This is a genomic window from Streptomyces sp. P9-2 (genome assembly GCF_051903975.1).
Lineage (GTDB): Bacteria > Actinomycetota > Actinomycetes > Streptomycetales > Streptomycetaceae > Streptomyces > Streptomyces cellulosae.
This window is the reverse complement of sequence record NZ_CP192633.1, coordinates 4,696,633-4,708,907: the sequence shown is the minus strand read 5'-3', so window position 1 is coordinate 4,708,907 and position 12,275 is coordinate 4,696,633. Positions and strand designations below refer to the sequence as shown.

At 71.4% G+C, this 12,275-nt stretch carries 11 protein-coding genes; 4 read left to right on the top strand and 7 right to left on the bottom strand.

Annotated elements, in window-relative coordinates; translation table 11 throughout:
• The 3 genes from glyA to ACQY0Z_RS21640 all read left to right on the top strand — a co-directional run bounded on the left by glyA (window position 1) and on the right by ACQY0Z_RS21640 (window position 3,468).
• Entirely contained in the window at window positions 1–1,260 is a 1,260-nt protein-coding gene (glyA, locus tag ACQY0Z_RS21650; RefSeq protein WP_189904467.1) for a serine hydroxymethyltransferase, read from the top strand.
• Between the two features lie 166 nt (window positions 1,261–1,426).
• Window positions 1,427–2,794, top strand: a complete 1,368-nt coding sequence (locus ACQY0Z_RS21645; RefSeq protein WP_189904465.1) for an L-serine ammonia-lyase — start codon at window positions 1,427–1,429, stop codon at window positions 2,792–2,794.
• A 116-nt stretch (window positions 2,795–2,910) separates the two neighbouring features.
• On the top strand, window positions 2,911–3,468 hold the full coding sequence (locus ACQY0Z_RS21640) for a glycoside hydrolase family 25 protein (protein ID WP_439812686.1): 558 nt from the start codon (window positions 2,911–2,913) through the stop codon (window positions 3,466–3,468).
• 16 nt (window positions 3,469–3,484) lie between these two features.
• Here ACQY0Z_RS21640 and ACQY0Z_RS21635 read toward each other — a convergent pair whose 3' ends face one another.
• From ACQY0Z_RS21635 to ACQY0Z_RS21605, 7 genes are all read right to left on the bottom strand, one after another.
• Window positions 3,485–4,237 (bottom strand): NADPH-dependent F420 reductase, encoded by a 753-nt coding sequence (locus ACQY0Z_RS21635; protein ID WP_275980952.1) that lies wholly within the window; start codon window positions 4,235–4,237, stop codon window positions 3,485–3,487.
• 87 nt (window positions 4,238–4,324) lie between these two features.
• Window positions 4,325–4,537, bottom strand: a complete 213-nt coding sequence (locus ACQY0Z_RS21630) for an EF-hand domain-containing protein (RefSeq protein WP_189904459.1) — start codon at window positions 4,535–4,537, stop codon at window positions 4,325–4,327.
• Between the two features lie 43 nt (window positions 4,538–4,580).
• On the bottom strand, window positions 4,581–5,495 hold the full coding sequence (locus ACQY0Z_RS21625; protein WP_439812685.1) for a MerR family transcriptional regulator: 915 nt from the start codon (window positions 5,493–5,495) through the stop codon (window positions 4,581–4,583).
• Between the two features lie 49 nt (window positions 5,496–5,544).
• Window positions 5,545–6,153 (bottom strand): ATP-binding protein, encoded by a 609-nt coding sequence (locus ACQY0Z_RS21620; RefSeq protein ID WP_189904456.1) that lies wholly within the window; start codon window positions 6,151–6,153, stop codon window positions 5,545–5,547.
• Window positions 6,154–6,332: 179 nt separating this feature from the next.
• On the bottom strand, window positions 6,333–7,100 hold the full coding sequence (locus tag ACQY0Z_RS21615) for an enoyl-CoA hydratase/isomerase family protein (protein WP_439812684.1): 768 nt from the start codon (window positions 7,098–7,100) through the stop codon (window positions 6,333–6,335).
• Window positions 7,101–7,214: 114 nt separating this feature from the next.
• Complete coding sequence (locus ACQY0Z_RS21610) at window positions 7,215–8,456, bottom strand: L,D-transpeptidase (protein ID WP_254586520.1); 1,242 nt, start codon at window positions 8,454–8,456, stop codon at window positions 7,215–7,217.
• A gap of 152 nt (window positions 8,457–8,608) precedes the next feature.
• Entirely contained in the window at window positions 8,609–9,835 is a 1,227-nt protein-coding gene (locus tag ACQY0Z_RS21605; protein ID WP_189904451.1) for an Ig-like domain-containing protein, read from the bottom strand.
• A gap of 186 nt (window positions 9,836–10,021) precedes the next feature.
• Between ACQY0Z_RS21605 and glgX the strand changes: the two genes are divergently transcribed.
• Window positions 10,022–12,274, top strand: coding sequence for a glycogen debranching protein GlgX (gene glgX / locus ACQY0Z_RS21600; RefSeq protein ID WP_254586521.1), 2,253 nt, complete (start codon window positions 10,022–10,024; stop codon window positions 12,272–12,274).
• Window position 12,275: the final 1 nt, after the last annotated feature.

Sequence of the window (12,275 nt, the reverse complement as noted above, 5' to 3'; positions counted from 1 at the left end):
ATGTCGCTTCTGAACACGCCGCTGCACGAGCTCGACCCGGCGGTGGCCGCCGCCGTCGACGCCGAGCTGCACCGGCAGCAGTCCACCCTCGAGATGATCGCCTCGGAGAACTTCGCCCCGGTCGCGGTCATGGAGGCCCAGGGCTCGGTCCTCACCAACAAGTACGCCGAGGGCTACCCCGGCCGCCGCTACTACGGCGGCTGCGAGCACGTCGACGTGATCGAGCAGATCGCCATCGACCGGGTGAAGGAGCTGTTCGGCGCCGAGCACGCCAACGTCCAGCCGCACTCGGGCGCCCAGGCCAACGCGGCCGCGATGTTCGCGCTGCTGAAGCCGGGCGACACGATCATGGGTCTGAACCTCGCGCACGGCGGGCACCTCACCCACGGCATGAAGATCAACTTCTCCGGCAAGCTCTACAACGTGGTCGCGTACCACGTGGGCGACGACGGCCAGGTCGACATGGCCGAGGTCGAGCGTCTCGCCAAGGAGAACAAGCCGAAGCTGATCGTCGCCGGCTGGTCGGCGTACCCGCGTCAGCTGGACTTCGCCGCGTTCCGCCGGATCGCGGACGAGGTCGGCGCGTACCTCATGGTCGACATGGCGCACTTCGCCGGTCTGGTCGCCGCGGGCCTGCACCCGAACCCGGTGCCGCACGCCCACGTCGTCACGACCACCACGCACAAGACCCTCGGCGGTCCGCGCGGCGGTGTGATCCTGTCCACGGCCGAGCTGGCCAAGAAGATCAACTCCGCCGTGTTCCCGGGCCAGCAGGGCGGTCCGCTGGAGCACGTGGTCGCCGCCAAGGCGGTCGCGTTCAAGGTCGCCGCGAGCGAGGACTTCAAGGAGCGGCAGCGCCGCACCCTGGAGGGCGCCCGCATCCTGGCCGAGCGTCTGGTGCGGGACGACGTGAAGGCCGTGGGCGTGGACGTGCTGTCCGGCGGCACGGACGTGCACCTCGTCCTGGTGGACCTGCGGAACTCGGAGCTGGACGGCCAGCAGGCCGAGGACCGGCTGCACGAGGTCGGGATCACCGTCAACCGGAACGCGATCCCGAACGACCCGCGCCCGCCGATGGTCACCTCGGGTCTGCGGATCGGCACGCCCGCCCTCGCCACCCGCGGCTTCACGGCCGAGGACTTCGCCGAGGTCGCGGACGTGATCGCGGAGGCGCTGAAGCCGTCGTACGACGCCGAGGCGCTCCGGGACCGGGTCACGGCGCTGGCCGCGAAGCACCCGTTGTACCCCGGTCTGCGGTAATTCCGTCCCCTTTTTTCACGGACGTACGGGGCATCGCGCACACTGGGTCGGTGGGCGCGGTGCCCCGCACCATGCGGCGCATGAACGATTCATCACCCCCTCCGGCCCACTGAACCGCCCTTCCCCGGTGGACAGCGTCGTCCGCCGAACCCTGAGGAGTCCTCCCGTGGCCATCTCGGTCTTCGACCTGTTCTCGATCGGTATCGGCCCGTCCAGCTCGCACACGGTCGGCCCCATGCGGGCGGCCCGGATGTTCGCCCGGCGGCTGCGCAACGAGGACCTCCTGGACTCCGTCGCCTCGGTGCGCGCGGAGCTGTACGGCTCGCTGGGCGCCACCGGGCACGGCCACGGCACGCCCAAGGCGGTGCTGCTGGGCCTGGAGGGCGACTCGCCGCGCACGGTGGACGTGGAGTCGGCCGACGAGCGCGTGGAGAAGATCAAGGACGGCGGGCGGCTGCGGCTGCTCGGCGAGCACGAGATCGGCTTCTCCTTCGACGACGACCTGGTGCTGCACCGCCGCAAGGCGCTCCCCTACCACGCCAACGGCATGACGCTGTGGGCGTACGACTCCTCCGGTACGGAGCTGCTGGCCAAGACGTACTACTCGGTGGGCGGCGGTTTCGTCGTCGACGAGGACGCGGTGGGCGCGGACCGGATCAAACTCGACGACACCGTGCTGAAGTACCCCTTCCGCACCGGTGACGAGCTGCTGCGGCTCACCAAGGAGACCGGGCTGTCGATCTCCGCGCTGATGCTGGAGAACGAGCGCGCCTGGCGGACCGAGGAGGAGATCCGCGAGGGCCTGCTGGAGATCTGGCGCGTGATGCGGGCCTGCGTGGAGCGGGGCATGTCCCGCGAGGGCATCCTGCCGGGCGGGCTGAAGGTCCGCCGCCGCGCCGCGACCACCGCCCGCAAGCTGCGCTCCGAGGGCGACCCGCTGGCGCTCGCGATGGAGTGGATCACCCTCTACGCGATGGCGGTGAACGAGGAGAACGCGGCCGGCGGCCGGGTCGTCACCGCCCCGACGAACGGCGCGGCCGGCATCATCCCGGCCGTCCTGCACTACTACATGAACTTCGTGCCGGGTGCCGACGAGGAGGGCGTGGTGCGCTTCCTGCTCGCGGCGGGCGCCATCGGCATGCTCTTCAAGGAAAACGCGTCCATCTCCGGCGCGGAGGTCGGCTGCCAGGGCGAGGTGGGGTCCGCCTGCTCGATGGCGGCGGGCGCGCTGGCGGAGGTGCTGGGCGGCAGCCCCGAGCAGGTGGAGAACGCCGCCGAGATCGGCATGGAGCACAACCTGGGCCTGACCTGCGACCCGGTCGGCGGCCTGGTGCAGATCCCGTGCATCGAGCGCAACGGCATGGCCGCCGTGAAGGCGGTGACGGCCGCGCGGATGGCGATGCGCGGCGACGGCTCGCACAAGGTGTCCCTGGACAAGGTCATCAAGACCATGAAGGAGACCGGCGCGGACATGTCGGTGAAGTACAAGGAGACCGCGCGGGGCGGTCTCGCGGTGAACATCATCGAGTGCTGAACCGGTCGCCGGCTCGGGTGCCGACACGGCCGCGCTGAACAGGGCTTTGCGTCAAGCAGGTTGAAACGGGGAACCATCAATTCCCGTCCCCCACCGCACCACACGGGAGAACCTGCATGCTGCGTGGCATCGACATCAGTTCCCACCAGTCCTCCTCGTACGACACGGACGGCCTTTCCTTCGTCTTCGTCAAAGCGACGGAAGGCCGTTCGTACGTGAATCCGAAATTGGCCGCCCAGACGAAGAGGGGGCGGGACGCCGGTCTGGTGGTCGGGTTCTACCACTTCCTCTGGCCGGGGAATCTCACCGAACAGGCCGAGCACTTCGTCTCCAAGGCCCCCGAGCGGCGGGGCGACATCCTCGCGGTGGACTGGGAGACGACCGGGGGCGGCTCGCACGCGAGCAATTCCGAGAAGGACCGCTTCATCCGCAAGGTGAAGGAACTCCGCCCCCACCACAAGGTGATCCTTTACTGCAACCGTCATTTCTGGTTGACCTACGACACCACCTCCTACCCGGGCGACGGCCTCTGGATCGCCGACTACGCGGCGGCCGCCGGGAAACCGCGTATTCAGGCGGACTGGCGTTTCCACCAGTACACCGACGACCCGCTGGACAAGAACGTGGCGGACTTCTCCAGCGAGTCGGCGCTCCGGGAGTGGGCGGGGGCCTGAGCGGCCCGGGCCTGTCCTAGCCGCGGAACTCCTCCGGGCGTTCCGGGGACGCCTCGGCGAGGGCACGGGTGACGGCTTCTACGCCGCCGCGCAGGCCGTAGACCGGGGTGCCGGGCTGCTGGCGCCAGGAGTCGTCGAGGCCGCCCGCGTCGACGGTGTCGAAGCCCAGTTCCTCGATCAGGGCGCGGACCTTGCGCTTGGCGGCCTCGTCGTCGCCGGCGACCGGGAGGGCCATGCGCCCGGGGTCGCCCGCGGGGCGGTGGCGGTCCAGGATGTCCTGGGCGTAGGTACCGTTGAACGCCTTGATCACGGGGTGCCCGATCTGGCGCTCGGTCCAGCGGCTCTCGGTGAGGCCCTCGTCCTCGATGCCGGCGATCCTGCCGTCGCGCTGCGGGTAGTAGTTGCCGGTGTCGATGACGGCCAGGCCCTCGGCGGCCTCGTCGAACAGCCCGGAGGGCAGGTCCGGCACGGCCTTGAGGGGTACGGCGACGACGGCGATCTCCGCGCCGCGCGCGGCCTCCTCGACCCTCACCGGGGTCGCGCCGGTCTCGTCGGCCAGTTCCTTCAGGGTGTGCGGCCCGCGGGAGTTGGCGACGGACACGTCGTGGCCGAGGGCCGTGAGCCGCCGCGTGAGGTTTCCGCCGATGTTGCCCGCGCCGATGATGCCGATCTTCATGTCTGCTCGCCTCGCCCTTTCCGGGGGTCGATGTCGCCGGGGTTTCCGGGGAAACCCCAATGATCGGCACAACCCCGGGGACGGGCGGACCATTCCGGGCGCTGTCGCCCGTACGGCCCCCCGCACGGCGTACGCGCGGATTCCCGGCGCCGGTACTCCGGCGCCGGGGAATGTCCGGTGCTACTTGTCCAGGTGGATCCAGAACTCGTCGAAGGACAGCAGCTTGTCGCCGTCCAGGTCGCGCGACGTGATGATGGCCTCGGCGACCGCCTCGGTGACGTTCCAGTCGCCGCCCTGGGCCAGCGCGGTCTTGAACTCGGCAGCGGTGATGAACCCGTCCCCGTTCGTGTCGATCCGCTCGAACTGCTTGCGTGCTTCCTCGATGTCCGCCACCGGTTCGCCCCTCTTTTTCGTGCTGGTACTGACGCGGGCAAGATTATCCGGCGGCGCGCGCCTCCAGTGCGGCGACCACCCACCCGAACTCCTCGGCGTGGGCGGACGGCCGCTCCCATCCGTTCACCACGGCGGACAGTTCGCGGTAGCGGTTGAGGCGCGGGTCGGCCACCGCCGCGAGGCGCTTCAGCACGGCGGCCGGGTCGGCGTCGCCGATCAGCTCGCGCAGCACGGCCTCGGCGCGGGGCGTGCCCGGCTCGACGCCGTCGCGCAGGGCCTCGCCGGCGCTGCGGATCAGGCGGCTCATGAACCACAGGGAGCTGCCGCTGGGCACCTCAGGGTCCCGGTCCGCGGCGTTGAACTCGATCATCCTGCGCATGACGGCCCGGAACCCCGGGTCCTGGATCAGTTCGACGAGTTCCACCCAGGCGTCCACCTGCTCGGGCGTGGGGTCGTCGGGCAGGTCGGCCGCGGCGAACCGGAGGCGCCGGCGGATGTCGGGGTCCGCGGTGTCGAGTCCCTGGAAGATCTCGGCGGTGAAGTCGTCGAGGATGCGGGCGCGTTCGGCGGCGGACAGTCGGGCCAGTCGGTTCATCAGGGTCGTCTCCTCGGCGGTCGAGCCTCGTCGGGCCACGGTCGACAGCACCGCGCGGGTCATCTTCAGCGACCGGATCCGCGCGTCCAGCGCCGCCACATGCGCGGCGGCGACCCGGGCGACCGTGGTCTCTCCTGTGACGACCCGGCGTACGTCGTCGAGGCCGAGGCCCAGTTCGCGCAGTGTGCGGATGAGCTCCAGGCGGGCGGCGGAGCCGGCGTCGTAGAGCCGGTAGCCGCCGGAGGACCGGGCCACGGGCGGCAGGGCGCCCTCGTCGGACCAGTAGCGGATGGTGCGCACGGACAGGCCGGTGGCGCGGGCGAGCGCCCCGATGGTGAGGAGCCCGGTGCCGTCGTGGGTCATGTCGGGGAGTGTGGGCCTTCCAGCGGGTGGAGACTCAAGCGCGCACGGGTCAGCGGTCCGCCACCCGCATCTCGAACCAGGTGGTCTTGCCGTGGGAGAGGAGGTCGACGCCCCAGCGGTCGGCGAGTTTGTCGACGAGGAACAGGCCGCGGCCGCTGATGTCCGTCTCCTGCACCGGCATCAGACAGGGCAGGGCGCGGGACGGGTCGCGGACCTCGACGCGGATCCAGCCCCGGCGGTGCCGCATGCGCAGTCCGAAGGCGCGGGCGCCGGTGTGGCGTACGGCGTTGCCGACGAGTTCCGAGACGAGCAGTACCGCGTCCTCGGTGAGCTTCGGGGTGAGGCCCCAGCGGCGCAGGATGACGATCTGGACCAGCCGGCGGGCCACGGCGGCGGACTCGGGGAGGGACGGGAGCGGAACTTCGCCCTCCGTGGGGTCGCCGTGCACCTCCAGCGCGTGCACGGCACGTTCGTCCTCGACCGTCGGCGACCAGCGTGACGCGATGGCGCGTCCGTCTCCCCGCGGCTGTTCCATGCCCTCCAGCCCCGCCATGACCCCATGATGGCGGGGCTCCGGCACGGCCGGGGCCGTTCCGAGGGAATACGCCCCCCGTGCGCCCCCGTCCACTCCTGGTCCTCCGGCATGTGCCACAGGCATGCCGATGCCTCCGAAAGCCTGCGCGACCTGCGAAAACGACTCATGCTCGGGCAATCGACGGGCCCCCTCCACGGAAACGGCTTAAGGGTGCGTTAAGGCTCCCATAATGCGTACCGCCGAGGGGGCCGGATCAGACATGACGTCAACTGCAAGCCCTTTGCGGGGATTTCAACTGCTCGTCACAGGAACTTCGCCTTGCCGGGGCCCTCCTCGACGAAGCTGCGCATGCCCCGCTCGCGGTCCTCGGTGGCGAACAGGCCGGCGAACCAGTTGCGCTCGACCGTGAGCCCGGTGTCGATGTCCGTCTCCAGGCCGGCGTCGACCGACTCCTTGGCCGCCCGCAGCGCGAGCGCGGGGCCCTGGGCGAGCTTCGCCGCCCAGGCGTGCGCCTGGGCGTAGACCTCGTCGGCGGGGACCACGCGGTCCACCAGGCCGAGGGCGAGTGCCTCGTCGGCCTTCACCTGGCGGCCGGTGAAGATGAGGTCCTTGGCCTTGGACGGGCCGACGAGCCGGGCGAGCCGCTGGGTGCCGCCCGCGCCCGGGATCAGGCCGAGCAGGATCTCCGGCTGGCCGAGCTTGGCGTTCTCCCCGGCGATCCGGTAGTCGGCGCACAGGGCGAGCTCGCAGCCCCCGCCGAGCGCGTAGCCGGTGACGGCGGCCACGACGGGCTTGGGAATGCGGGCGACGGCCGTGAAGGAGTCCTGGAGGGCGCGGGCGCGCAGGACCATCGCGGTGTGGTCCATGGCCTGCATCTCCTTGATGTCCGCGCCCGCCGCGAACACCTTCTCGCCGCCGTAGATCACCACGGCGCGCACGTCCTCGCGGCGCGTGGCCTCCTCGGCGAGCTCCTTCAGACGGTCCTGCGTGGCGACGTCCAGCGCGTTCATGGGCGGGCGGTCCAGGCGCAGCGTGCCGACGCCCTCGGCGACTTCGAGATGTACGGTCATGCCAGCAGGTTAACGGCCACTAACGGTCCGCGCTCCGGTGCCGTGGCTCACATCCCACAGGCGCCTACGGCCCCGGTGCGGACACCGGGGCCGTAGACGGGACGAACGGAGGCGCTACGCCTTCCACTTCTCCCAGGACATGTTCCAGCCGTTGAGGCCGTTGTCGGGCGCGATGACCGCGTCGTCGCTGTTCTTGACCTCGACGACGTCGCCGATCAGCGAGTTGTCGAAGAACCAGGCCGCCGGGGCCTTCTTGTCCCAGCCGCCCTTCACGTCGCGCAGGCCGACGCAGCCGTGGCTGGCGTTGCGGTTGCCGAAGGCGTCGCCGCCCCAGTAGTTGCCGTGGATGAAGGTGCCGGAGGTGGACAGGCGCATGGCGTGCGGGACGTCCTTGATGTCGTACTCGCCGCCGTAGCCGACCGTCTCGCCGTTCATCCGGGTGACCGTCAGCTTCTCGCTGATGACCATCTTGCCGTTCCAGGTCTCGTAGCCCGGGGCGCCGGTGGTGACCTTGATCTTCTTGATCACCTTGCCGTCGCGGATCACCTTCATGGTGTGCTTCTTGGCGTCGACCACGGAGATCTGACTGCGGCCGATGGTGAAGGAGACCTTCTTGGACTGCTCGCCGTAGACGCCGTCGCGGCCCTCGACGCCGTCGAGGTTCAGCTCGACGGTGACCTTGGTGCCGGCCTTCCAGTACGTCTGCGGGCGGAAGTCCAGGCGGTCGTTGCCGAACCAGTGGCCCTCGACCTCGACGGCCGGCACGGTGGTGATGCGGACGGCCTTCTCGACGTCGTCGGGCTTGGTGATGCCCCGGGTGAAGTTGAGGGAGAAGGGCATCCCGACGCCGACGGTGGAGCCGTCCTCGGGGGTGAAGTGCCCGATGAACGTCTCCTTGGGCGTCAGGGTGGTGAAGCGGGAGTCCTGCGTGGTGGTGCGGCCCTCGGCGTCCTTCGCGACGGCGTGCACCGTGTAGGTGGTGGAGGCGGCGAGGTGGGTGGACGGCGTCCAGCTGGCGCCGTCCTCGGATATCGCGCCCTCGACGGCCTTGCCCTTCTCGTTCTTGACGACGACCTCGGTGAGCTTGCCCTGGGCGGCGGTCACCTTCAGCTCACCGCTGGTCTCGACCGACTTGGCGCCGTTGCGCGGGGCGATCGCCACCCGGGCCTCCGACTGCGTGCTGCGCGCCGCCGTGGAGTCCTGGCCCTGGCCCTTGCCGTCGCCCGGGCCGGACCCCGGCTCCGATCCCCCGCCGCAGGCGGTGACCGCCAGCATCACCCCGAGTGCCAGCGCCGCCAGCTTCCTGCCGCCGCGCCGCGCGCCCACCGACGCCCCCGATATCGGCCCCACGTTCACTTGTTTCTCCCCTCGGCGGGTCTGGCCGGACCCGGCCCCCCAGCGCGCCTGTCGCGCACACGGCGAATGGTAACCACAGGCCAGGAGCCTGGGAGGCGGAGGTTTTGTCACCGTTCCGTTCCAAGTTCAACGGCCCGGCCGAGGGGGTGTCGTCAGCTCCGGTTCACCGCGCTGCCGGCCTTCCACTCCTTCCAGTTCATGTTCCAGCCGCCGAGCCCGTTGTCCGGTGCGACGGTGCGGTCCTCGCTGTTGACGACCTCGACGACGTCGCCGATCAGACTGCGGTCGAAGAACCAGCCCGCGGGGGTGTCCGGGCTGCCGCCCTTCACGTCGCGCAGGCCGACGCAGCCGTGGCTGACGTTCTCGCTGCCGAACACCTCGGGACCGGCCCAGTAGTTGCCGTGCAGGAAGGTGCCGGAGCTGGTCAGCCGGATGGCGTGCGGGACGTCGGGGATGTCGTACTCGCCGCCGAAGCCGACCGTGCGGCTGTTCATGCGGGTGACCTCGAGCATCTCGGTGATCACCATCTTGCCGTTGTACGTGGGGGTCTTCGCCGCGCCCGCCGTGACCGGCACGGTGGCGAGCAGCTCCCCGTCCCGCCGTACCCGCATGGTGTGGGCGGAGGCGTCGACCACGGACACCTGGCTGCGGCCGACGGTGAAGGTGAAGGTGCGGCGCTGGAGGCCGTAGACGCCGGACGCGCCCTCGACGTCGCGCAGGTTCAGGTCGACGGTGACCTCCGTGCCGGGCTTCCAGTACTCCTCGGGGCGGAAGTCCAGGCGGGTGTCGCCGAACCAGTGGGGGCGGATCTCGACGGCGGGCTCCGCCGTGACCTCGACCGCGCGTTCCACGGCGGCGCGGCGGGTGATCTTCCGGTTGAACTCCAGGGAGACGATCATCCCGGTGCCGACGGTGGAGCGGTCCTCGGGGGCGACGTAGCCGATGAAGCGTTCCTCCGGGACGTGTGTGGTGAACGTGGTGTGCCGGGCGGAGCGGCGTCCCGAGCCGTCCACGGCGACCGCGTCGACGGTGTACTTCGCGGCGAGCGCCAGCCGTTCGTCGTCGGGCCTCCAGGTGCGCCCGTCCTCGGAGATCCGGCCCGGGACCGGTGTCTCGCGCGCGTCCTGCGACACGACCGCCTTCACCGACTCCAGCCGGCCCTCGGCCACCCGCACCCGCAGCGGCTCGCCGGGGCGTACGCCCTTGCTGCCGTCGCGCGGGGACACCTGGACGACCTCCCCGCGCCCCGGCGGCCCGAAGGCCCCCGGGAGGGGACCCTCCGGGCCGCACCCGGCGGTCGCGGTCAGCAGTCCTGCCCATGTCACTACGACGGCCAGCGCGGCCCTCGCGCGCCGTGCGCGCCCAGTTACGTGCCTCACGCGGTACCCAACGACGGGCCTCGCCTCCGGGAAACGACCGTGCCGCCCCTCGGGGAAACGTGAGTGCGAGGCGCGCTCTGGGCAGAACTGTGGGAGGACGACGCACCGGGGAGCCGCGGCCGGAGCCGCACGGGCCGTGGCTCACCTGTCCGCCGTCGTCCCCCACGAGCCGCGGGAGGCTGACAGGTGTCCAGCGCAGCCGAGCAGGAGGCGGTGGCCGGAGAGCGGGCCACCGGGGACGGGCGCCCGGCCGTCGTCGTGAACGGCGCGCGGCCGGCGCGGCCCGTGCCCACGGTGCCCGTCCGGCCGGGCCGGCCGACGCCGCTGGGCGCCCGGTTCCGCACCGGCCCGGACGGGGTGGCGGGGACCAACTTCGCGCTGTGGGCGGGCGGGGCGGAGGGCGTGGAGCTGTGCCTGTTCGACGAGCACGGCAGGGAGAGCAGGGCCCCGCTGACCGAGCTGACGCACGGCATCTGGCACGGCTTCGTGCCGGGGGTGATGCCGGGGCAGCGGTACGGCTACCGGGTGCACGGCCGCTGGGACCCGTGGACGGGCGGGCGCTGGAACCCGGCGAAGCTGCTGCTCGACCCGTACGCGCGTGCCGTGGACGGGGACTTCACGCTGCCGCCCGAGGTGTACGGGCACGTGCGGGACTGGCCGGAGCAGCATGTCGCGGACACCGTGCGCGACGACCGGGACTCGGCGCCGTACGTGCCGAAGGGGGTCGTCGTCCACGATGACGACGACTGGGCGGACGACCGGAGGCCGAAGACGCCGTGGGCCGACTCGGTCATCTACGAGCTGCACGTCCGCGGCTTCACCATGCGCCACCCCGGCATCCCCGAGGAGCTGCGCGGCACCTACGCCGGCCTCGCGCACCCCGCGGCGATCGAGCACCTGGTGAGGCTGGGCGTGACGGCGGTCGAGCTGCTGCCGGTGCACCAGTTCGCGCACGAGGACCATCTGCTGCGCCGGGGCCTGCGCAACTACTGGGGCTACAACTCCATCGGCTACTTCGCCCCGCACGCCGCCTACGCGGCCTCCGGGACGGCCGGGCAGCAGGTCGGCGAGTTCAAGCGGATGGTGCGCGCGCTGCACGCGGCCGGCATCGAGGTGATCCTCGACGTCGTCTACAACCACACCGCCGAGGCCGGCGAGCTGGGCCCCACGCTGTCCCTGAAGGGCATCGACAACCGCGGCTACTACCGCCTCCAGCCGGACGCCCGCCGGTACGCCGACTACACCGGCTGCGGCAACACCCTGCACGTGGTGCAGCCGCACGTGCTGCGGCTGATCACCGACTCGCTGCGGTACTGGGTGACGGAGATGGGCGTCGACGGCTTCCGCTTCGACCTGGCGGCGGCGCTGGCCCGCTCCATGCACGACGTCGACATGCTCTCGCCGTTCCTCGCGGTGATCGCGCAGGACCCGGTGCTGCGCCGGGTGAAGCTCATCGCCGAGCCGTGGGACGTGGGCTCGGGCGGCTACCAGGTGGGCGCCTTCCCGCCCCTGTGGACGGAGTGGAACGACCGCTACCGGGACGCCGTACGGGACTTCTGGCGCCACGCGCTGCCGGACGTGCGGGAGATGGGCTACCGGCTGTCCGGCTCCAGCGACCTGTACGCCTGGGGCGGGCGGCGGCCGTACGCCTCGGTCAACTTCGTCACCGCGCACGACGGTTTCACCCTGCGCGACCTGGTGTCGTACGACCGCAAGCACAACGAGGCCAACGGGGAGGGCAACCGCGACGGCACGGACGACAACCGGTCCTGGAACTGCGGCGCGGAGGGCGGGACGGACGACCCGGACGTGCGCGCCCTGCGGCGGCGGCAGCTGCGGAACCTGCTGACCACGCTGCTGCTGTCGACGGGCGTGCCGATGCTGGTGGCGGGCGACGAGATGGGCCGCACCCAGCGCGGCAACAACAACGCCTACTGCCAGGACAACGACATCGGCTGGGTGGACTGGAGCCTGCGCGACGACCCGGAGTGGCGGCCCCTGTTCGAGCTGACCTCGCGGCTGATCGCGCTGCGCCATGGGCACCCGGTGCTGCGCCGCCGCTCCTTCTTCTCCGGCCGGGCGCACTCCGCGGACGGGCTGCGCGACCTGGCCTGGTTCACCCCGCACGGCCGGGAGATGACCGAGGACGACTGGTACGCGCCGGCCGCCACGCTCGGCATGTACCTCTCCGGGCGGGACATTCCGGGGCGTGACGAGCAGGGCGCGCCGGTGCTCGACGACAGCTTCCTGGCGGTCCTGCACGCGGGCGCGGACCCCGTGGACTTCGTCCTGCCGGGGCCTCCGTGGGCCGAGCGGTACGAGGTGGTCGTCGACACGTCACGGGAGGAACAGGACCGCGCGCCGGGCGTGGTGCACCGGGCGGGGGCGCCGGTGACCGTGGCGGGGCGGTCGGTGGTGCTGCTGCGGGTGCTGCGCTGAC

What these genes read in the sequence shown, in the direction of transcription:
- glyA (WP_189904467.1), top strand. Translation starts at nt 1, where the DNA reads ATGTCGCTTCTGAACACGCCGCTGCACGAGCTCGACCCGGCGGTGGCC.
- ACQY0Z_RS21640 (WP_439812686.1), top strand. Translation starts at nt 2,911, where the DNA reads ATGCTGCGTGGCATCGACATCAGTTCCCACCAGTCCTCCTCGTACGAC.
- ACQY0Z_RS21635 (WP_275980952.1), bottom strand. Translation starts at nt 4,237, where the DNA reads ATGGTCCGCCCGTCCCCGGGGTTGTGCCGATCATTGGGGTTTCCCCGG.
- ACQY0Z_RS21625 (WP_439812685.1), bottom strand. Translation starts at nt 5,495, where the DNA reads ATGACCCACGACGGCACCGGGCTCCTCACCATCGGGGCGCTCGCCCGC.
- ACQY0Z_RS21620 (WP_189904456.1), bottom strand. Translation starts at nt 6,153, where the DNA reads ATGCCTGTGGCACATGCCGGAGGACCAGGAGTGGACGGGGGCGCACGG.
- ACQY0Z_RS21615 (WP_439812684.1), bottom strand. Translation starts at nt 7,100, where the DNA reads ATGACCGTACATCTCGAAGTCGCCGAGGGCGTCGGCACGCTGCGCCTG.